Raw genomic sequence first — 22200 nt, forward strand, 5'->3', positions numbered from 1 at the left:
TCTTGTTTTACTTTTAATATTGTAAATCAATATCATATTCCATCCTCTTCGCTGTTTCTTCAGCAACCCGAGCACCTAACAAATTTCTCACAATGTGAAATGACATATCAATTCCAGCTGAAATTCCTCCAGACGTAATAATATGCCCCTCATCTACAAACTTTACATTCTCTAATACTTCCACATTCGGAAAATCATTTCTAAAACTTTCAATACTTGCCCAATGTGTTGTCGCTTTGAAGCCATCGAGTAATCCAGCTTTCGCAAGTAAAAGCGCACCGGTACAAACAGAAGTCATTAACTTTACTTCTTTCATTTGCTCACGGATCCAATTTGTTATTATTTCATTTTTCATTTCGTTTTCTCTAACACCTAACCCCCCAGGAATAATTAAAATATCAACTGGAGGCAAGTTTTCGATACTATAGTCCGGTTGTACCTTTAATCCATTTCTCGCTGTAATCATTTCTCCATCTTGACTAACAGTATGAACTGTAAATGGTTGACCTTCACTTGTTGCTGTAACGGAAAAAACTTCAAATGGACCAGCAAAATCTAACACTTCCACTTCATTAAAAAGAAAAATCCCTACATTCCAGTGGCTAATCATAAGCTCACTTCCTCTTGCAAATGATGTAATAGGGATTCATGCCCTTTTTCTAAAGCAATATCATATGCGGTTTTCCCATCATTTTTCTTAATCATTTTATTAGCACCATTTTCAAGAAGTAATATAATGATTTCTTCATTTCCTAATAACGCCGCTTCATGAAGTCCTGTCCAGCCACCACTTTGCACAGCATTCACATCTGATCCCTTTTCAATTAAGAAAGCTACAAGCTCGCTTTGTTTGTTCGCAATTGCTGCTTGAAGTGGCGTATTTTCATTTTCGTTTTTTGCTCTAATATGTATATCTGCACCCTGTTCTAAAAGGAAGCTTGCTAGTTCTTTCTGTCCAAAATAAGCTGCTAAATGAAGTGGTGTCCAGCCATCTTCACTAAATTCGTTAACAACACTTGGATCCGTATTAATGATTTCTACTACCTTTTCTTTTTCCCCTCTTATGACTGCTTGTGATATTGATATGATTTGTTCCATAATGAACCTCCATGTATACAAATATTAAGTACCCCTTAATAAATTCCATTAATAATCACATGTTCCTTTCTAAATAATTAAGTTTACATAATAATATTATTTTTACAATTCGCTATCCTAATAAAAAAAACAACCCACTCTAATGAGTAGATTGTTTTTGAATTTCATTTTTATAATTGTTTAAAAAAATATCATTTTCACTTACAACTAATAAACATTAATAAAAATGAAATGAAATTATATATTTAGCAGCCATAAACTCTTTACATATCAAAACCGGCTATTTACTTAAATTAATAGTTTTTATCATTTGAAAATAAAAATGGCATTTATCCTTACATTTGAAAAATACATATGTGACAAGAATCTATAGCAGTACGCTTATCATACTAATCTATAACAATTCTGCCTTCTTCCCTTACCTGTATCCTTTAAAACATAAGACTTTAAAACGAGTGCTGTTAGTGAATCTGTTAATGTTTTATATGATAAATTTGAAAGAGCTAATAGATCGTTCGTATATAACATTCTATGCTTCTCTAATAATAATAGTACTAATCGTTCTGACGGTTTTAATGTTTCATCACTTTCTAGTATAAAATCTATATTTTTCATATTCCTACTTCTTACTCCTTATATAAAAAAATGATTTTAGTAGTTATTTAATATAAAAATACTACATAACAAATTTGAAGATATATCGAAATAACATAACGCCCAAACACTTTTATACTATAACATAAAAAAGACATTTCCCCAAATTGAAAATGCCTTTTTATATCTACTTCTCTTTTTTATATAATTGATATGATTGTTCTAGCCCTTTATTATATTTCGTATTATTATCTGTCCATTCTCCCCTAAATTTCCTGGCCACCCTGATGTATTAGCAACATATTTAAGCAACTCCCAATCCTGCAGTCCTTTTTTCACACCACGCTCATACGATTTGACCATACTTGAAATTGCTATCGTTGTATTTATACGCGAATCCACTAAACTCTCTTCCGATGATTGCGCTGGTGCTAATCCACCACGATGTAATTGGAATAATCCGAAAGATGTCCCGTTATCTCCTATTGCTTTTCGGTTAAATTTTGTTTCATGATCCGCAATTGATAATGGTATCCAATCTGGAATATCATACCTCTTTGCAACTTCACTAATTACTTGTTTATTATTTTTAATCTCTTTCTGCTTTTCATAGTTAATATAAATTACATAACTTAAAGTAACTAACGTAAATAATATGAATATATATTGTAGTGCCTTTTTCATCATTTCATCTCCTGCTTTGTATATGTTTCACTTTCTATATACACTATAAGACTTTTATGTGACATTCATTTGACAAAATGATATTAATTATACATAAGCTGTTACAGTTTTAACTATCAATCTAAAAACTACAATTCTTCTAAAAGACTCCTTCAACACATAAAAACAATCAGCCTTTCATGTACTATACATGAAAGGCTGATTGTTTTTCACTACACTTTTTTATGTATACAGTATATCCCTGCTATAATAAAACAAATTGAAATTACCGATAAAATTGTACCTTGGATTTCATAAAATGCAGTAAAGAATTTTCCGCTTGGTCTATCCCAAATTTCTAATGAACCCGCGTAAATTGCGGAAGTTATATATGTAAGACCGAATAGGAGAATTCCCGAAAGAACATAGGTTACTCCACTATTTTTCATTATTAGCTCACCTCCATTAATTTTATATGTGAATAAAACAAAAAAGACCTTTATACGTTAAAGATCTTTTTCATCTTATTTTGTTACAAAAAACGCCAGAATCTAAAACAAAAACTTACTTTATGATTAACATCTCTATATACAAATTAAAGACTATAAGGTTGCCAGCGTCTTCTCGATTATCATTTTTACATTAAATGTTTCTTGCAATATGCGGTTTACTATAATGGCTTGTTCCACCACCGCCTACTATTACTTTACCGCCTTTTTCGAAGATTAATAATTTACTTGAACCATCTGAAAGTAAAACTATTACTTCAGCATGATCACTTGTCGCTACATAGATTACATAACCACTTTTTGAAATACAAGTTTCCCAATGCTTATCAAATTCTGATCTTACGACTCGATTAGAATACACTTGATTTTCAATTCTTCCTGGCTGTTCATTTTCCAAATTTTTCTTACCTCCTTCCAAAGTTGTCATTTATATATAAATGACGGTTTCTCAATAAATTAGTGACCGTCCTTAATATAAATAGTATATGTAGTTAGTAGGAGAATGCTTGGACAATGAAAACGTAACAGCCTTTAAGTATTTTACAATCGGAATTTTTCCTTAATCATTACAGCTACTTCTTTAGCACTCAAATGAGTATTATTAATTTTTATGTACTCTTCTTTTTCAATTTCATCATGAAATGAATTTAATCTATGTTTTGTCATCGTTTCTTTTAAATTTTTTTCAGACCATTCAATGTCTCTTTTTTCGGTTTATGCTCTAGTCTATGTGGACTTTTATTTCGCTCTAATCTTTCATCTAATTCTGCCTCGAGCTCTACAAAATATACTGCTGCGCCTTTTGATTCAAAAATACTTACTACATGGTTTATGTAATCCCAATCCGATTGAAGATCAAATGCCCATACATATGTAAAAATCATTCCGTATAAATCACTTTTAGACACTTCTTCAAATATTTCATTACGAAACAAACTTACTAATCTTTTTGCTTCCTTTGTACTAATCAAAAAATGGACTTACTAAATCAATGGTCATGTGATTATGAAAAATTTTCAAATCTGTTAGTTTCGCTAATTCTTGTCCGACCGTCATTTTCCCGACTGCTTGCGGGCCAAATATTAAGATGAATTTCATTTGTTTTCCTCCGATTTTTCTCTATAAACAATGAAATAAAACATATCCTAACATTGAAAATAAGGCAGTCGATGTTGTGTCGATTGCCTTATTTTCATGAATAATTCCTATATTATTCCTTTCGTACAGCTTCAAAAGTAATAATTTGTTCTGCATTTGACGGTTGCTTTTCATAAACATAGTCAGCAGAGCAAGTAATGTCAGTGAAACCTATACTTTCTAAAAGGAGTCTAAACTCTTCTATTCCATACCACCGCATTGCAAAACGTTGTAGTTCAGTTTGTACTAACTTTCCTTTACTCCATTTTTCGTATTTTAAATATGATACAGTTACTTGGTTAAGCCAATCTATTTCAATTGATTTATTTTCTAATGTAATCCCGTCTCCGCTTGGTAAGGAAAAAGTCGATGTATGAATCTCACCCGTCTTCCAGTCATATGGAAGCGCAAGATCTACAATTAAACGCCCGCCTAGATTAAGATGTTCATAAAAACATTTCAAAGCGTTTATAGAATCATCACGATTTTCAATTAAACAAAAGGATCCGGTAGGAATTATTATCGCCTCATATTTATATGGTAATGAAAATTGTTGTAAGCTTCCTTGGTATAAATTAGGGTTTAAGCCTCTCTCTTTACAACGCTTACGGCAAGAATCTAGCATTTCAGTTGAATAATCTATCCCATCAACTTTAAATCCAACTTCAAGAAGTGGAATAATGATACGCCCTGATCCTACTGCCGCTTCGAGAATTCTTCCCCCACAATTATTTAAACGTTCTTGGTAATACTCAATATCACCATTTAAAGAATAACCGACAGGTTTTGTAAAATCATATAGTTCTGTACAAAGTGTACTATAAAAACTAAACATTTATTTTCTCCTCCGTTTTATGTGTACGGAAGATTCTAATTTACTTAATCTTTCCGTACCTCAAATTTTAATGAGAATTCGAAAGAGCTGACTGTCATAATTTATCACTCACTTTCCATTTAATATATTTACATTGTATAATATTTCCTCGCGATTGAACATATCAAATTTGAAAATTCTGATTATAAATAAAGAGCTTACTATAGTAAGCTCTTTATCAAAAACTATTTATTTCACAATCGGCAATGTCACTTCACTCAATTTCACCGTTAGCTTCGTTCCTGCTTTCGGTCTAATTGTATAATCGTAGTCACTTGCGATTAAAACGACCCCCATTTGATGCCCTGCTTTAAATACATAATCATCTGGCTGCATGTCCCATGTAAATGTGTAATCTTTACCAGGTTGAATCGCTGTTGAATTTTCTATACTATTTAAGTTTTGCGGATCCATCCAACCTCTCGTTACAATTTCAGGCCTCGCTCCGCCATAATCAACGAGTACAGCTGTTAAATTTGAAACAGATCGATCAATATTTCCTGTTATTGAAATTTTAGGCGTACCGCTTATTCGCATATCTTTTTGCAGTACAGGCATTGTATATACTAATCGATTCGCTATTTCTAACTCAGGGTTTTCTACTAGTTGATTTGACTTTATTTTAGCATCATCTACTAATGAGAAAACATTGTTTACTGATCCCATACTTAATGGTAGATTGACTGCTTTATTACTTAAATACATACGGACTTTTGATGGTACAGCTGCTGGATCTGGCCAATTTTTTATTTTTTGCCACGATTTATTTTCACGTTGTACATCTACCATCGGTTCATCCATAATTCCATTTTCAATTCCATATAACCAATAATCGAACCATTTATTTTGGGTTTGTTGCCAGTTATTACTTGATGTTCCGCCATGTCCACCTTGATGTAACCACATTTTACGAGGAACATTATTTTTGCCAAGAGCTTCCCACCACTGTGCGAACTGCTTCGTTTTTACATTCCAATCATTTAAACCGTGAACAACAAACACACTAGCCTTCACATTCTTAACATCTTTTACATAGTTACGTTTATCCCAAAAATCGTTATAATCGCCTGTTTTACGATCTTGTCCAGCTGTTAGTTCTTTAATAATTTGCCCGCAAACTTCAGGGTTCTTTCTTGTTAGTACTGCTTCTGCCATATTGTCTGTATCTTCTCCTTGATAACCTCCTGGTGCAATTACTGCCCCATTTGCACGATAATAGTCATACCAACTACTAATCGCTGCGATTGGAATAATTGTTTTTAACCCTTCCACTCCTGTCGTTGCGACAGCATTCGGTAACGTACCATTATAAGAAACTCCTGTCATCCCTACATTTCCCGTAGACCAATTTGCATTTACTTCCTTACCATCCTCTGTATATGCTTTTGCACGACCATTCACCCAATCAATTACAGACTTCGTCCCAAGTATTTCTTGCTCATCTCCAGTGGTCGGACATCCATCTGATTTCCCAGTTCCGATACTTTCACCTAAAATGACTGCATATCCTCTTGGAACGTAATAATTTCCGTATGAACCAAGATTAACAGCTCCATACGGTTTTCCTCCATATGCATACAATTCTTCATCAACATTATAAACAGGAACATCTTTTAATCCAGATCGATATGGACTCATTTCATAAATAACGGGGACTTTCACATCTGGATTCGTCTTTGGACGCATAACCTTTACTGATACACGATCTTTTTTACCATCTCTATCACTATCGACTTCTGTCTCTACAAATAAATTTTCAATAATTGCTTCATCAAGAGAATAGATTGGTTTTGTCATCCCATTTTCCAATTGAATTTTTGTGTTTGGAGTTAAAGCTTCTGAAATTTGACCATTTAACTTAATATCACTCCCTTTTACAGAGCTCCCTTCCTTATTTTCTGCATGTGCAGTCATACTAGAAACTCCTGAAGTAATTGTTAAAGATAATATAGTTGAAAGTGTTATTGCTAATTTCTTTTTCCTCATGCCCTTCCCTCCCCATATATTCCTTCTTTTACTATACATTAAAATTGCAGAAAATTCAGTTTATATTTTATGGAAAGTTGAGAAATTTGTAAAACATTCGAATCTTTCAAGATAATAGAAAAGGAACTAATAACAATTAGTTCCTTTCTATATACATATAAAATTGTATTTCTCCATCTTCTACCGAAACTCCGTATTCAAAACCATGTCTTTCTAATATACTTTTTACAATCGCTAATCCTAATCCAGTACCTGATTTTTCTTTACTGCGAGAAGATTCTAATACGTAAAAAGGCTCCCAAATTTTATCTACCTCTTTAATTACCTCAGCAGCAATACCATTTTGAATTTGAAAATACACAATGCCATTTTTCTCTTCTAATGTGATTTTTATATTTTGATTCGTTGTATATTTTATCGCATTAGAAATTAAATTTTGAAAGACCATTCTCATTTTATTTAAATCAGCATAAACAATCGTGTCACCAACACTATAGTTCACTTGCAACTTGATTTCTTTCGACTCCAGTTCAATCTTATGCTTATCTATTATACTTTGTACTAGTGGTTCAATAGGAAATTTTTCTTTTTGTAAAATATCTCTTTCTAGTTTAGAAAATCGCAATAACTCTTCAATTAAATTTGAAATTTGATCTGTTTGTTTAATGATTGTATCAACATATGTGCCATCATCTAAACCGTCTTTTATTCCCATAGAATATGCTTTTACTAATGCGATTGGTGTTTTTAATTCATGAGTTACATCGCCCATAAATCGTTTTAAATGGTCATTTCGATCTGTTAAATCTTGATGTGCTTCATGTAATTTATCACTCATAATGTTTATACTATTTGCTAAATCACCTATTTCATCATTCGTTTTAACTTTCGTCCGTTTAAATTTCAGACGTGAAATATCTTCTGCGACATCACTCAATTCATTCAGTGGTGTAGTGATTGTTTTTGAAAAAATCCAGACGAGCACAATAATAAGAAGTAGTGAGAATCCCAAAATGTATAAATAAAATGAGTTAAGCGTTTTAATTACTTCATTTGAATGTGCTATAGAAACTCCTACTAAAATCAACATATCATCTTTCGCAATGTATTTCGCAAAAAAACTAGATTTTATCTTTTCTTGATCATATATTTTATTCGATTGTCCGAGGTTCTTCACTTTCGTAATTTCTTCTTTTGTAATCCAAAGTTTATTCAATGCAACTCTCTTTTTTGTAAGTTGCATGCGTAATTCTTCATTAATAGCATCTTCTGAACTATTTATTGATGTATAAGCAATCGTAACATTACCTTCATTTTCAATACGATTTATAGCATCATCCAGTTCTTTACGCGGTATTGACTGGATTTGCGCTGTAATGCCTTCTAAGCTTTCGCGTGCTTTGTGCACATTATATTTTGGTAAAAAATAGTTAATTAATAATAAAGAGATGGAAAAAATAAGGATGACTGTTAAAGAGATGCTGAAAAATAACTTTTTACCGAGTTTATTCACACTCTTCCTCCAAACTGTATCCTAAACCGCGATGTGTCTTTATAATATTTTCTCCTATTTTTTTACGTAATCTTCTTACATGCGTATCAACCGTTCGCTCTTCCCCAAAATAATCAAATCCCCAGACGATATCTAACAACTTTTTCCTCGTTAAAATCGTGCCTTTATGATTTAAAAAACACTTTATTAATTGTAATTCTGTCTTTGTAATGTCTAGTTCTTTCTCGTTTTTATATACTTTATTTTTAGTGAAATCTATTTTTAAATCTTGAACTTGAATAACATCTTCATGCTGTACAAGCTTTTTCGCTCGCGTAATTAGCACTCCTGGGTGAAATGGTTTTTTCACATACTCATCTGCCCCACTTTGAAGAGCTGCTAATTCATCTTCACTTTCACTTTTCGCAGTAAGCATTAATACTTTTACACTCGAATTCTTTTTTATTTCCTGACAGACAGTAATACCACTACTTTTCGGCATCATCCAGTCTAAAATAGCTAAGTCAATTTTCTCATCATAAAATATTTGAAGTGCTTCCTCTCCATCTTTTGCTAATAAAACTTCGAAGCCTTCTTTTTCAAAATATGCTTTTAAAATTTTCAGCATATCTTGTTCATCATCCGCGATTAATACTTTCATTACAATTCCTCCGTTACTTATAAACAAATATCAATTTTATCATACAACTTCTTTGTTACATCAATGTGACATAAAAATATTTACAACGTTTGAGGGTATAGTAAGCGTGAGGTGTTGTTTCATGTTCAAAAAATAGGAGCCATTACTCTTCTCTTCTTTTTATTATCAACAAATGCATTCGCAAATACAAATAAACAAATTGAAGTATTTGATTGTAAAAAAGAAATGGTAGTCCAAAAACAATCTTTAGATCCAGCTATTCAAAAAGAAGCTGTTCAATATGCTAAATCCATTACTGGCCCGTTCAAAAACTTAAACGTCGTTCCAAAAGATGGTCACATGATAAAAATCCCTTTATCTAAACCAGTTTCTATTACAAATCAATGGTTACATACAACAATTGATGAGGTACTTATCCTTCTCCCACTTAATGAAAAACCTTACATTATGCTTTACGATGATGAGAATAATCCACATTTTTATTATGTAAAAGGTAATCCGAAGGTTTTATTGAAACAAATGAATGTTAAATTATAATTAAAAAAGATCCCGCAAGTATCATTCGCGGGATCTTTCTTTATCAGTTAACAACTTGATTTTCATTTAAAAAATTAATAATCTGCCTTTTGTGATGGTTATCGTGATCTACGAATTCTTTAATAATATATATTAGAGAGTACGGCATTCCAGTATGAGGACAATATGATACTCCATTGGAAGTTAAATGTTCCTTTAGCTTTCCAATAGACAGTCGGTTAAGCTCTTGAACAAGTAAATCTCTTTTAGCTTGTGCTTCTTCAAGAAGTTTTATCTTAGATATACCTGATTTTGCATAATTAGAGGCTAGTTTATTATATGTATCAAAGTCAGGGAACTCCATTCCCTGTCCATCTCTCACTGATGATAATGTCTCACGTAAAAGATAGTCATCCCAATTCATAATATGAGATACAATCTCACCAATAGTCCATTTCCCCTCTGATATTGGCGCTGTCCACAATTCTTCTTTCATACCTTTCAATGTGGTTATCCACATTGAATAATCTTTAAAATCATTAATAATTTTATTTTCTCCCATCATCTAATCCCCATTCTAATAGTAGATTCAAATAAATTATACCATAAATCTACACAACTAAGAACAAACGTTCTTTTGGAGATCAAATAATAATTCACTACATCCTTTTATCTAAGTTTAGATAATGGCTTGTTCCTACATACATTTGCCCTTTCACAAATCCACTCGAAGGATAAAACTGATTCCCCTGTTCTGTATCTGTATGTAAAACAACAATAGTAAAATAGATTTTTGCATCGCTTAAGATTTTCCCTAACAGTAACCTTCCTAATCCTTTCCGCCGGTAATCTTTTGCAATATAAAATCTCCTTAACCTACCAATCTTATTGTCTTCTGTATACAGATTTTCATTTATACCTCCAATCCCAATTAGCCTTTCCCCTTGAAAAATGCCATATAACACATCCATCAACTTAAGAAAAGTAAAAACCCCAAAAACAAAAAAATGAGCTGACTTCTCAAAATAACTAACTGTAGAGAAAGAAAAATTTCATTTAGTGGGTACTTCAAAATCTTAGCTTGATGGCGATGGGGTAGCGAATCTGAGCACCAAGCAACCAATGAAAACAGATTTTCGCTTTCGCATTGGCAGCGTGACGAAGACGTTCACAGCAACGGTTGTACTTCAATTAGTCGGAGAGAACCGCTTGAATCTAGACGACTACATCGAAAAATGGTTGCCTGGTGTCATTCAAGGAAACGGATATGATGGTAACCAGATTACTATTCGGCACATATTGAACCATACAAGTGGTATCGCTGAATACTCAAGGTCAAAAGACGCTGACTTTACGGATACAAAAAAATCGTATACGGCTGAAGAGTTAGTGAAGATGGGGATTTCTCTGCCCCCAGACTTTGCCCCAGGAAAGGGCTGGTCTTATTCAAACACAGGATACGTATTACTAGGTATTCTTATTGAAAAAGTAACCGGAAACAGCTATGCGGAAGAGATTGAAAGTCGGATTATTGAACCGCTTGAATTGTCGAATACATTCCTACCAGGCAATTCAAGCGTTATTCCAGGCACCAAGCATGCCCGTGGATATGTCCAACCAGACGGAGTAAGTGAGCTAAAAGACGTTACTTATTATAACCCAAGTGCAGGTAGCTCAGCTGGAGATATGATTTCTACTGCTGACGACTTAAATAAATTCTTCTCTTACTTGCTCGGGGGTAAATTACTGAAAGAACAGCAACTAAAACAAATGCTTACTACAGTTCCTACAGGAAAAGAAGGAATCGATGGATATGGTCTTGGAATCTATGAAACTAAGCTTCCAAGCGGTGTCTCGATATGGGGACACACAGGTGGCATTCTAGGGTTTACTACTCTTGTTGGAGGTAAACTTGGAGGCAAGCATACGTTGGTCGTCAATTGGAATAGTTTGGGTAGAACTGACAGTCCTAATCCCTTTAAAAATATTTTACTTGCTGAATTTAGCAAGTAGGAAAAAAGGAAAAATTTATCGTAGTTTTCATAGTTAAAAATATACTTTTCTGGTTCAAAAGCCCCAACTTATTTTCAAGAAAAATTGGGGCTTTTTTTGTTTTGGTGGCGTTTATTCTTCTTAAGTTGATGTGTGAGTGTGCCATGTTGGTTAAAATTAGTATCCGAAACACCTCGGATAATTCCTACATCGTATAGGGCTTGTACATCATAATGCCGGCTGCGAACGTATTTACACCGAGAAGATGAGTGGGGCAAAAGATGATTGCCCAAAACTGGTATGCTAGCTGTTCTTGCAGAGTTTGAGCGTGATATTATTCGTGGAAAGCCTCTTCATAAAGATCATACGTAAATACAAACAAAACCAGCAAAACACCTCTTCTGTGTCGTACTGGTTTTGTTGAATTCCATCTAGAATTGTAACTAGTTCAACGTGATTGCAAATTCCGAGTTCGGCGCGCCAGCAAATACAACCGTTCCGTTCTTCGGCAGTTTTACTTTGTTATTACCGCTCACAACGGTAAAATTGACACATACTCCCTTCTCATCATACACCGCGAACGAACTCTTCGATGGCAACGCCACGGTCATCGTTTTCCCCGCTGCCGCTTGTGGGATCGTAAACCATTTCGCATACCCATTTGCTTGCAGCGTAACTTTGGATGATTGGCCTGCATCAAGCGGTTTTACGCTGGATCCACTTACGTATAACAATCCGGCCATCTCCATATATTCACTGCCGCCTTCTGTATAGAAATAAGTTTCCATCGTATCACGGCCATTCATCACTGGGATCTGGAGCTGATGCGCCGCGGTGTTCGGACCTGTAATTTTTCTGCCGTCCCAATAGCCCGCCAGGCCTTCCTTGCGAGTAATTTCTGTGGTAATAAGTTTCGGTTGAACGAGATATTCAATAGAACTAAATTTCTCGTTCACGAGATAGAACTTGACGCCTTCCCGCTTCGCCCATGCGGCAGCGGTTTTCTTCGATAGCACGTTGTCTTCTAGTTTCTCGGCTAAATAGTGAGTCATCACATTTTGCCCTAATCCTGGCGTCGATTTATATGTGCTCTCCTTCAAATAAGTTCTTCCATTCTTCTCAGTGACGAAGTTGAGCTTGGAAGTACCCTTCTCATTAATAAAGCTTCCATTCGCAGTATATACATATTTTTCTTCTCGATTAGATGGTAAGAACAGTTCTCCATTCTTCGTAATTTCTATTTTGAAATGACTGTCGCTATTGCCGTAAAAGCCCGCTTTCTTCGCCACGTCTTGAGGCATCTTAGCCTTGACCGGCTTGCCAAAGGATTTGTTTGGCTTAATTTCCTTAATTGTGCCCTTCTCTTTAAGCGCGGCGAGCAGTAATTCAGTTGCCAGTAGTTGATTTGTAGAGCTTTGCCCGCCGGATGACAACACAGCCACTGCCATCTTCTGTTCCGGAAGCACGACCAGTATAGCATGTTGCAGTGACGTGTCGCCGCCCTTAGCCAAGCCTTTTATCCCATATTCACTGAATGGGTATAGTTTCACACTATCCCAGCCAAGACCATAGTTGAAAATATTATCTCCATCCCCCGGCCACATTCCTTTTTTATATTCCTCTTGCTCCATCGCCTTGACTGCCTTATCAGAGAGGATCCCTTTTCCCTGTCCCATAAATAATTGTGAGAATCGTACCATATCTTCTGCCGTGGAAGAGATCCCTCCCGAACCAATCACATTCACCGATTCAATGGGAAGTTGCCCTTGGTACGCCGGAAAATAAAGTTCAGCCCGCTTTTCGCCTTCCCATTTGTCCTGCGGCGTTTTCGTATGATTCAGCTTTAAGGGTTCTGTAAACCGTTGATGTAGAAATTCGGTAAAGCTCATACCGCTGACTCTTTCCACCAAAATCTCAGCCAGCGTAAAGCCGTCGTTGCAGTATACCGAGAGCGCGCCAGGATCCGCCTTCAAGCTTTGGTTGGACAATTGCCGCAACAAGACATCATGGGCATAGGTATCATTATCGTTAAATAAAAATGCATTACTTAACGTGGAACCTTGCAAGCCGGAGGAGTGGTTTAACAGCATACGCGGCGTAATGCGTTTGTACCGCTCGTCTTTCATCTTGAAATCAGGAACATAGTGGACGACAGGAGCATCCAAATCGACTTTTCCTTCGTCGACCAATTTCATTACAGCCGTTGCTGCATACATTTTACTGACTGAACCAATCCCGTATAGAGTATCTTTAGTCAGCAACTGTTTCCTTTTCATATCGTTCTTGTCTGTCTGACCCGACAAAATAAGTTTGCCATTATCAATCAGCGCATACTGCACGCTAGTCGTCCCATGGGACTTCGTGAGTAGGGCAGCCTTATCTGCCGCAATCTTCTCCAGTTCTTGGCTAGCAACTTCTTGGTTAGCTACAACCGGAGTCTTACTGCTAGAAGACGCCATCGCGCCTGTTGGTAGGGTCATCGTTAGCGCCAATGTAGCGGCTAATACCCCAGATAGTTTATTTTTCATGAGAGAATTGCCTCCTTAGATAAGTGATCGATTTAATCACTTATTTGTTTAACAATAAAAAATATGACAAAATCTATCCGTTTTTCCTCTTTGCCTACTTGCTAAATTCAGCAAGTAAAATATTTTTATAAAAATCAAGACTGTAAGATTTACCCAAGCCGTTCAAATTGACGGCTAACGTATGCTTACCTCCAAGTGTGCCTCCAGCAAAAGTAAGAAACCCTGGAATGGCGTCTCCGTGTCCCATATCGAGACACCGTTTGGAAGCTTAATTTCATAGATTGCAAGACTATACCCATCGATCCCTTTTCTTCCTGTAGGAACTGTAGTAAGCATTTGTTTTAGTTGCTGTTCCTTCAGTCATTTGCCACTGAATAAGTAAGAGAAGAATTTGTTTAAGTCGTCAGCAGTAGAAATCATATATCTGTTCCGCCTTTCATGCTTATTTATATTTTGATCATACACAATGAAAATCTCTTTTTCCTTACCTATTCCTTACAAATCCCTTACGTTCAAAATAGCTTCTATAATAGGGGTCACCATACATGCCCATAAACTTAAGAGATTTTAATACTCTTAGGTACTAAAAAACGTTATTCTTTCTAAACAAGCTAGAATAGAAAGGATGACGTTTTCTTATGAATCTCTCGATTCAAGATGAACTACAACCTGGAGGAACATTGGAATTAAAAAATGCTTATATTGGTGATAAACAACAACTGTTCGCACGTGTAATTTTTAATCGATTAACAGAAAAACAACTTCAAAAACGACGAGCGAAAATTTCGGAAAAAGAAAAACCCCAAAATAGATCGTACTCGGAGAAAAGTAAAATGGTAGCGGGATTAAACGTGTACGTGACGAATACACCTTGGGAATGGGTTCCGATGGAACAGGTACATGAGTTATATACTTTGCGTCGGCAAATAGAGATTGTCTTTAAAACGTGGAAATCACTCTTCAAAATAGACCATTATCGTAATGTAAAACAGGAACGATTAGAGTGCCAACTATATGGAAAGCTAATCGCTATTTTCCTTTGCTCCTCTACTATGTTTAAAATGCGCCAACTTCTTTTACAAAAGAAGAAAAGAGAATTAAGCGAATATAAAGCGATAGGAATGATCCAAGATTATCTATATCTTTTGTATCAAGCTATACAGAAAGACACCCAAGAAATAACAAAGATTCTAATCCGTCTATTCCACCTATTACAGAAAAATGGGCGGAAATCTCATCGATATGAGAAGAAAACAGTTTTTGATATTATGGGTGTTGTCTATGAGTATAGTGGACTTAGAAAACAAAAGAAAGCTGCATAATCTTTAAAAATGATACCTACCTAGGTTTATTTGGCATGCTCATCTTTAAGAATAAAAAGTGTTTTAAGAGTGTTGTAGTTTATTTGAACGAAAGTTCATTTTGTTTCCGTTCTTAAGTTGATGGGTATGATGCCATATAAACATTCACTAGTTTTATTAAATGTGTTTATTTTCATATTCACTTATTAGTTTTATTAGGAAATTAAATCCTTCGTCTTTGCTTTCTTGAACAAGATAATCGTGTTCGTATATCATTAAATCTTCAATTTGTTAAATATGTATATCTTTCAAGTAAATTCCTCTTTAATATGAAAATACATAAAAATGCTCAAGAATCATTTATTCTGAGCATTTTTATGATTGTTACTTTATTCAATTCGTAGTATGCGTATTCTTCACTTCAGATGTAAATCGATAATATAATTGTTTAATTTCTATACATTTAAAGGTATGTGTACTCAAAAATCATTAATAAAGTTGTTTAATTCTTATTGAACTAAAGCACTTGTTTGTTTAAGTGAATACATTCACATTTATAATGTCTCTCAAGTATAATATCAGTTTATATATTCACCATTCTTCTCTAACAGGTTCAAGAAAAATTGTAATTTGTTAATCGATATGTTTGTGTAACCACTGTCCAAATATCTTTAACTGTTTTTCAATATGAAAGTAATGTTCACCTGTCTCCATGACCTCTAATTCAAAACGATGTTTTTTTGTAAAATAGTTAATAGTTTCAAATTCGCACAGTTCATCCTTGGCTCCGTACATAATATATGTATCTGTATTCCATGTATTAATAGGATGTTCTTTTACATAGCATAAATAATCCCAATATCACTTTTGACCAATAGGTGTCTCTATAGTCATTTCTTTTTGCAAAAGCTCTGGTGTTACATTAAACCATTTCATCATATTTTCGATAATTCGTTCCATATTAACTACTGGTGATAAAAATAATGCCTTTTCTATCACATCATTTTGAAAGGCTAAAATAAGCTCCCATACTACATGCAAACACGCTTACTTCTTTCCAATGTTGTTTTGCGTAATTCATAATTATAGATAATTCACTAACACAAAACTGTACTTTGCAAGGAGTATTATCATTTTTTCTTTCTCCATGCTCAGGTAAATCAAAGCTTAATACTTGATAACCTTTTTGATTGGCTTCTTCAGCTAATATTTGAATAACTGCATCTTCCTTATTTGACATATTTCCATGTACTGCAATAAAATTTTTTTCACTCTTATTTCCCCATAAAACCGTGGGAATATTACTAATTTTAAAATTATCTTTAAGCATATTCCCTCCGTGGAATAAGACATATAGGAATTGGCAAAAAACTGCACACACTTTATAACCCTCTACTCAGTTTTAAAACAAATCAAACTATTACTAATTCATCACAAATGAATTATAATCTCTCTACCTCTATATAACAGAGGCTATTTTGAATTTAAAATCTTTCTTTTTTTCCATTTCTTCAGAAGCTACAAGTTCTTATTTTGATTCCTTATTGAGTTAATCTACTCCGTTATAGTAGAAGAAGGATTTTTAAACAATTATATTATTTTTCAAATGACTTTATTATAAATTAAACACCTTTATTATCTCTGCACAGCAGGCAATATTCCCTTTAACTCCATTAAATCATCTATTACTATATCTGCATGAGCAAGCTCATCTTCTTGTGCAAAATCAAAATTACATCCAACCGCAATCAAACCATTCTCTTTAGCTGCATTTATATCAGATAAACGATCACCAACTACCGCTGCCTCTTTTATATCATATTTCATCAAAATGCTTTTTACTAAGTCACTTTTATTAAGCGATTGTATTTGCTCAATACTAAACGTTTCCGTAACCCATTGGTCTAAATCATAATAAGATACGATCGCTTGTAAATATTCCGTTAAACCGTTACTAGCAATGTAAATGGAACAGTTATTTTCTTTTATAAAACTAAAAACTTCCTTTACATTCGGATATAAAGCACCATTTCCGCTCTTTATATTTTCAATTAGTCTTTCTAAAAAATATGCATCTGTTTGCTTTCTTACTTCATTTGAATGATCAGGTAACAGCGCTTCCCAAACTTTAGGTAAAGGAACACCCATAATTTCACGGTATTTATCAATAGGTGTTTCCGCATCCCATAATTGTAGTGAGCGTAAATGATCAAATGTATCATCTAGTGATAACTCTAAAATTTTATCTGTTTGAAATAAAGTTCCATCCATATCGAAAATTAGTGCTTGTAACATGATATTCTTTCCCATTCTTTACTTATGAACTACAATACAGCTTTACTCGAAATATTTTTAAGCATCTCAACAATAATTTCTGAACAATAATTCGCTGCAGTTTTCGCAAAGTCATCATATGAAACTTGCGCTTCATCATCTGCGCTGTCAGAAATACTTCTTATAACAAGAAATGGTATGTCATTTATATGAGCGACATGCCCAATTGCTGCTCCTTCCATTTCTGTACAATGAGGTGCATATTCAGTGACTAATTGCTCCTTTAATTTTGAATCCTCGACGAAGCATTCTCCGCTGACGATTCTTCCTTCATGAACAGTAATATTTAAACTACTACTATTAACAGCTTTTCGGGCTAAATCTCTTAATCCCTCGCTTGCATGAAACGCTTCTTGAAACGGAAATAGATTCTTCATTTGATTTTTATTAACATCATGATGCGTAACATTTGTAGAAATAACTAGATCGCCAATTTTCACATCTGGATGTAATCCACCCGCAACACCTGTATTAATGATAGAATTCACATCAAATTTATTAATTAAAATTTGTGTACATGCGGCGGCATTTACCTTTCCTACACCACATCGCGTAATAATAATTTCTGTATCCATGAAGTTTCCTTTATAAAAAGGTATTCCCGCAATAGTATGTTCCTCTTTTATATGTAGTTTTTCTAAAAGTAAGTCTATTTCAATTTGCATTGCTCCGATAATACCAATTCTGTTCATGTATGTAGTCCCCTTAATTAATTTGCAAATATTCATCAATATCTTTATGAATTTGCATAAAAGCCTTATTCCAAAATTCATACTCTGTTAGATCAATATCAAAATGTTTTTTCATCAATTCTTCAACTGGGGCTTTCCCCGTTTCTCTCAAAAATTCTTTATACCTCAAATGAAATGCATTTTTATTTTCCTTTGCTATTTCAATTAAACTAAAACTCGCTAAATACCCAAATGTGTATGGATAATTATAAAAAGGAACATCTGCTATATAAAACTGAACGTATTTCATCCAAACAAACGGCTGATATTCTGTTAGTGCATTTCCGTATGCCTTTTCTTGCGCGGCTATAGATAATTTCTCAATTTCATCAGCACTTATAGGACCTTCTTTACTTTTTTCATAAAAACTCTTTTCGAACTGAAACGATGCACGAATTGCCATAACATAATTAAAGCTATTTCTAATTTTCCAGCTAAGCAATGACTTTTTCATTTCTGTGCATTCTGCTGTTTTTATTAAGTGATCTACAAGTACCATCTCAAAGAAAATAGACGCTGATTCAGCTGTACTCATTGGCAGATAATCATCTAAAAATGTTGTAGATTGTTCAAGACTCATAACATAAAAATGCCAAGCGTGTCCTAGTTCATGAGCAAGTACTCTTACACTATCAATTGTTCCATCATAACGAAGTGAAATGCGAGATTCTTTTTCACTGAAAAAAGGAGCACAAAATCCACCCGGCGGTTTATTATCTCTCGGTTCAGCATCGATCCAGCCATTCGCTATTGCATTCTGTGCGAACTGTGCCAATTCTTCATCTATATTTTTTAGTGCATCATATATGTTTTTTACTGCTACTGAAAAAGGAATAACAGCCTTATTACTTTCCTTCCATGTCATTAGCTCGTGCCATGTAATTGAATTCTTTCCTTTTTTATAACCGTTTAACGCAATTACTAGCTTCGTAAAATTTTGTTCCGCTGCATTCCACATTTGGGATAATGCAGTTTCAGAGATGCCATTTGCTTGTAGTGATTGTTTTAAAATCTCTGCCCCTTCCATTTCATCACTTTTAGCATGACGTAATCTTCCTATTTGATTCAATACAGTAGCAAAGATATCTTTTTCCTTATTCAAAGTATTTGTAAGAGAATCAAATACTATTAATCTTTCATTATGATCATCACTATTCATCGCAACGTAATTTGCTTGTCCAAATGATAAAGTCTCTTTATCGTGTATTACTTCTATCTTATTTCTTAATTGTGTATACATATCTTCCCAAGCTTTTAATTCATTTTCTATTAGTTTAATACTTGAATGATTTGTATTAACACTTTGTCCCTTACTAGATTCTATTAATAGTTGAACTTCTTTCTTTAATTGATTTACTTTTACACTTAGTAAAGTATCTTCAGGATGCTTCTCATCTTCAGCAGCACGGCAATATAAGTAATACTCTGCTTTTTCGATAGCCTGTATAAGTTGTGAAAGGATTACTGAGTCTTTTGTTGCTTTATATTCAATTTTTAATCTTTCTATCATTTCTATAGAAAACGTGAAGTTTTGTGCTTGAGGATATAGCCTGTCCAAATCCCATTGAGATTGTATTATTTTATTCATTTTGCACCCTCCTTTTTTTACAAATAGTTACAAAAATCTACTCTTTTCACTATTATATATGAACTATCAAAAATTTAATATCTTGAAATATTCAAACTTATATGAATGTAATTTGATATTTCATTTTCTATTTCTTCCTATTTATATAAGTTGTGAGTATTACTACTTCTGCTAGGGAATTTCTAGGTTCGTATAGACTACACTGTTTATTTACTCTTTCTTTTGTTTGAAGTTTATAACTTTCACTCCACTTGGATTAATGTTATAAGTAATTGTTACAACATGATTTGGTGGGTTATGGGCGTTTGTATAAGTTCGATACTTTGCAACGACAATGAAGTTAAAAGTGTATTTGGGGGATCACTCAATTTTTATAACCTTCGCATCAGTTAAACTATACTGATGCGAAGGTCCAAGTTTGCTTTGAATCGTTCGACTTGCATACGGAGCCAATAAAGTGTTATAGGAATCATAAAAATCTTTATCAGATATGTTAGCTGCGTTTCCTTCTTTCGGAGATGCAAATATGACCATTATTAGAATCCCATAAATTATTAGGGATAGTTTACTCTTTAGCATGAGATTCACTCCAGGCTTATTAGATGATAAACTTTAGGATGCTCTAAAAAATAATGACTATTCTCTTTATGTTATTCTTAGCTTATTAAGCATCAAATAAATCAGATCTTTTACTTGCGAGTCAATATTTTTAATAACATTTATGCTAGCTCGAATGACTGGAACTGATTTTCAAATATATTTCAAACAAATTGAAAAAAATACCACCCTAACGATATCTAAAGATGCTGGCTTTTACTGAGTATATATAGAATTTAAACATAGTAGAAAGTGAGAGAATAACTTATGACAACTCATATTGTACAATCAACCGACTATAATCAAGCATCTGATGCATTACGACGCGAAATTGCTGTGATGCTACAGCAGGTTTGGCCAGATTTCGATTCCACGCCTAAGGAAACAATTTTAGAAACTCACCTTAAAGAATTTAATGTACGCTCATTTTATTCCTACATAGATGGAAAGTTAGTCAGCTATGCAGGGGTAGTGCGCAAAACTATCCATCATAAGGGACAACCATTTAATATAGCCAGACTGAGTTGTGTAGCGACTGATCCAGATTATCAGTGGAACAATGGTTTAGTAGTTGATGATACTGAAACATTTGGTTTCATGCTAGCCTTCACCGGTTTCCTAACTACCTTCTTACCTACTAAAAAGAAAGCTACTAACTAATAAATAATTACATATTTTTTTATTAACATAAAACAATTATATTAGAATAAAAAAAGGATTGATCAAAAGATCAATCCTTTACTCTACTTCATTTAAGAAGAACAATGTTAACGCACCAGGTCCTGTATGCGCTCCGATTGCTGCTCCAATTGTATTTACGATAAATACTTCACAGCCGAATCTTTCAGTAATTAATGCTTTTAATGCTTCGGCAGTTTCTAAATCATCACCGTGAGTCATACCGATTGTTTGACCTTTAAGGTCTTTCCCGCGCTCTTCCATAATATCAACAATTCGGCTTAATACTTTCTTTTTCCCTCTTACCTTTTCAAGTGGTACAAGTTTTCCTTCATCCACATTTAAAATTGGCTTAATGTTTAATAAACCACCGATGAAACCGGCTACTTTACTTAAACGTCCACCTCTAACAAGGTACTGTAAGTCAGCTACAGTGAAGATATGTTCCATATGCTCCATTAGAAAAGCGACACGGTTTAATATTACTTCTTTTGATGCGCCCTCTTTTGCCATTTTTGCAGCCTCTAATACGACAATACCCTGACCGAGTGAGGCACATTTTGTATCGATAATTTCTAAATCTAAATCAGTGTATGTTTCTTTCACTTCTTTTTTAATGAGAACTGACGATTGATATGTACCAGACAATTCAGATGAAAAGGCTAAATATATACAAGGGTTACCTTCCTTTGCATAGGAAACAAATTTTTCTTGGAATGTTTCAAGTGAAGGCAATGACGTTTTATAAACTGCGCCTTCTCTCATTTTTTGCAATAAAGTAACTGATTTTAATGTAACCCCATCTAAATACTCTGTTTCTGCTTCATCATATACACGGAGTGGAATTAAATCTATATCATATGCTTGCAGCAATTCTATTGGTAAATCCGCCGCACTATCCGTAATGATTTTAACGCCCAT

At 34.0% G+C, this 22200-nt stretch carries 17 protein-coding genes and 9 pseudogenes; 4 read left to right on the top strand and 22 right to left on the bottom strand.

The features are described from left to right. Positions 1-13 precede the first annotated feature (13 nt). The 11 genes and pseudogenes from JFU23_RS01930 to JFU23_RS01980 all read right to left on the bottom strand — a co-directional run bounded on the left by JFU23_RS01930 (position 14) and on the right by JFU23_RS01980 (position 9014). Positions 14-610 carry a DJ-1/PfpI family protein gene (locus JFU23_RS01930; RefSeq protein ID WP_201031213.1) on the bottom strand — a complete coding sequence of 199 codons (597 nt, stop codon included), beginning with the start codon at positions 608-610 and terminating at the stop codon, positions 14-16. After that, positions 607-1098, bottom strand: coding sequence for an ankyrin repeat domain-containing protein (locus JFU23_RS01935; protein WP_113734860.1), 492 nt, complete (start codon positions 1096-1098; stop codon positions 607-609). The genes JFU23_RS01930 and JFU23_RS01935 overlap by 4 nt, the downstream gene beginning before the upstream one ends. A 384-nt stretch (positions 1099-1482) precedes the next feature. Further along, positions 1483-1713 (bottom strand): hypothetical protein, encoded by a 231-nt coding sequence (locus JFU23_RS01940; RefSeq protein ID WP_000789035.1) that lies wholly within the window; start codon positions 1711-1713, stop codon positions 1483-1485. 166 nt (positions 1714-1879) lie between these two features. Beyond that, positions 1880-2379: pseudogene (locus tag JFU23_RS01945) on the bottom strand (invasion protein). Positions 2380-2588: 209 nt separating this feature from the next. Next, positions 2589-2804: a hypothetical protein gene (locus JFU23_RS01950; RefSeq protein ID WP_002136785.1), complete on the bottom strand. Its 216-nt coding sequence runs from the start codon at positions 2802-2804 to the stop codon at positions 2589-2591. A gap of 193 nt (positions 2805-2997) precedes the next feature. Beyond that, positions 2998-3261 carry a hypothetical protein gene (locus JFU23_RS01955; protein ID WP_002136786.1) on the bottom strand — a complete coding sequence of 88 codons (264 nt, stop codon included), beginning with the start codon at positions 3259-3261 and terminating at the stop codon, positions 2998-3000. A gap of 143 nt (positions 3262-3404) precedes the next feature. Further along, positions 3405-3962, bottom strand: a pseudogene (locus tag JFU23_RS01960) (AAA family ATPase). A gap of 112 nt (positions 3963-4074) precedes the next feature. Then, the gene (locus JFU23_RS01965) at positions 4075-4836 is read right to left on the bottom strand and encodes a class I SAM-dependent methyltransferase (protein ID WP_201031214.1); all 762 of its coding nucleotides are present in this window, start codon (positions 4834-4836) and stop codon (positions 4075-4077) included. A 228-nt stretch (positions 4837-5064) separates the two neighbouring features. Beyond that, positions 5065-6861 (bottom strand): Xaa-Pro dipeptidyl-peptidase, encoded by a 1797-nt coding sequence (locus JFU23_RS01970; protein ID WP_201031215.1) that lies wholly within the window; start codon positions 6859-6861, stop codon positions 5065-5067. A 136-nt stretch (positions 6862-6997) separates the two neighbouring features. After that, on the bottom strand, positions 6998-8374 hold the full coding sequence (locus JFU23_RS01975; protein WP_201031216.1) for a sensor histidine kinase: 1377 nt from the start codon (positions 8372-8374) through the stop codon (positions 6998-7000). Beyond that, positions 8367-9014: a response regulator transcription factor gene (locus tag JFU23_RS01980; RefSeq protein WP_000865958.1), complete on the bottom strand. Its 648-nt coding sequence runs from the start codon at positions 9012-9014 to the stop codon at positions 8367-8369. Before JFU23_RS01980 ends, JFU23_RS01975 begins: the two co-directional genes overlap by 8 nt. A 114-nt stretch (positions 9015-9128) precedes the next feature. Here JFU23_RS01980 and JFU23_RS01985 point away from each other — a divergent pair, with 114 nt between their 5' ends. Then, complete coding sequence (locus JFU23_RS01985) at positions 9129-9551, top strand: hypothetical protein (protein ID WP_201031217.1); 423 nt, start codon at positions 9129-9131, stop codon at positions 9549-9551. Positions 9552-9594: 43 nt separating this feature from the next. On the opposite strand, the gene JFU23_RS01990 is transcribed toward JFU23_RS01985, so the two are convergent. Together JFU23_RS01990 and JFU23_RS01995 are read right to left on the bottom strand one after the other, a co-directional pair. Next, positions 9595-10092, bottom strand: a complete 498-nt coding sequence (locus JFU23_RS01990) for a DinB family protein (RefSeq protein ID WP_201031218.1) — start codon at positions 10090-10092, stop codon at positions 9595-9597. A gap of 97 nt (positions 10093-10189) precedes the next feature. Then, positions 10190-10501 carry a GNAT family N-acetyltransferase gene (locus JFU23_RS01995; RefSeq protein ID WP_201031219.1) on the bottom strand — a complete coding sequence of 104 codons (312 nt, stop codon included), beginning with the start codon at positions 10499-10501 and terminating at the stop codon, positions 10190-10192. 121 nt (positions 10502-10622) lie between these two features. On the opposite strand from JFU23_RS01995, the pseudogene JFU23_RS02000 reads away from it, so the two are divergent. Next, a pseudogene (locus tag JFU23_RS02000) lies at positions 10623-11543 on the top strand (serine hydrolase domain-containing protein); the annotation flags it as partial. A 422-nt stretch (positions 11544-11965) separates the two neighbouring features. Here JFU23_RS02000 and JFU23_RS02005 read toward each other — a convergent pair. After that, entirely contained in the window at positions 11966-14050 is a 2085-nt protein-coding gene (locus JFU23_RS02005) for a serine hydrolase domain-containing protein (protein ID WP_201031220.1), read from the bottom strand. A gap of 94 nt (positions 14051-14144) precedes the next feature. Beyond that, positions 14145-14470: pseudogene (locus JFU23_RS02010) on the bottom strand (serine hydrolase domain-containing protein); the annotation flags it as partial. Between the two features lie 236 nt (positions 14471-14706). On the opposite strand from JFU23_RS02010, the pseudogene JFU23_RS02015 reads away from it, so the two are divergent. Beyond that, positions 14707-15372 (top strand): annotated as a pseudogene (locus tag JFU23_RS02015) (transposase); the annotation flags it as partial. Positions 15373-15500: 128 nt separating this feature from the next. On the opposite strand, the pseudogene JFU23_RS02020 reads toward JFU23_RS02015, so the two are convergent. From JFU23_RS02020 to JFU23_RS02045, 6 genes and pseudogenes are all read right to left on the bottom strand, one after another. Beyond that, positions 15501-15627 (bottom strand): annotated as a pseudogene (locus JFU23_RS02020) (GNAT family N-acetyltransferase); the annotation flags it as partial. A 357-nt stretch (positions 15628-15984) separates the two neighbouring features. Further along, positions 15985-16681: pseudogene (locus tag JFU23_RS02025) on the bottom strand (alpha/beta hydrolase). 305 nt (positions 16682-16986) lie between these two features. Beyond that, on the bottom strand, positions 16987-17646 hold the full coding sequence (locus JFU23_RS02030; RefSeq protein ID WP_085311619.1) for an HAD family hydrolase: 660 nt from the start codon (positions 17644-17646) through the stop codon (positions 16987-16989). A 29-nt stretch (positions 17647-17675) separates the two neighbouring features. After that, complete coding sequence (locus JFU23_RS02035; protein ID WP_201031221.1) at positions 17676-18377, bottom strand: 5'-methylthioadenosine/adenosylhomocysteine nucleosidase; 702 nt, start codon at positions 18375-18377, stop codon at positions 17676-17678. 13 nt (positions 18378-18390) lie between these two features. Beyond that, entirely contained in the window at positions 18391-20004 is a 1614-nt protein-coding gene (locus JFU23_RS02040; protein WP_201031222.1) for a M3 family metallopeptidase, read from the bottom strand. A gap of 210 nt (positions 20005-20214) precedes the next feature. Continuing rightward, a pseudogene (locus JFU23_RS02045) lies at positions 20215-20583 on the bottom strand (DUF3888 domain-containing protein). A gap of 285 nt (positions 20584-20868) precedes the next feature. On the opposite strand from JFU23_RS02045, the pseudogene JFU23_RS02050 reads away from it, so the two are divergent. Further along, positions 20869-21150, top strand: a pseudogene (locus JFU23_RS02050) (GNAT family N-acetyltransferase); the annotation flags it as partial. A gap of 189 nt (positions 21151-21339) precedes the next feature. On the opposite strand, the gene JFU23_RS02055 reads toward JFU23_RS02050, so the two are convergent. Next, a complete protein-coding gene (locus tag JFU23_RS02055) occupies positions 21340-22200 on the bottom strand; it encodes a DegV family protein (protein ID WP_201031223.1) in 861 nt (286 codons plus the stop codon).

Origin of the sequence: Bacillus sp. TH50, assembly GCF_016650565.1 — a bacterium.
In the GTDB taxonomy this organism is placed as follows: domain Bacteria; phylum Bacillota; class Bacilli; order Bacillales; family Bacillaceae_G; genus Bacillus_A; species Bacillus_A mycoides.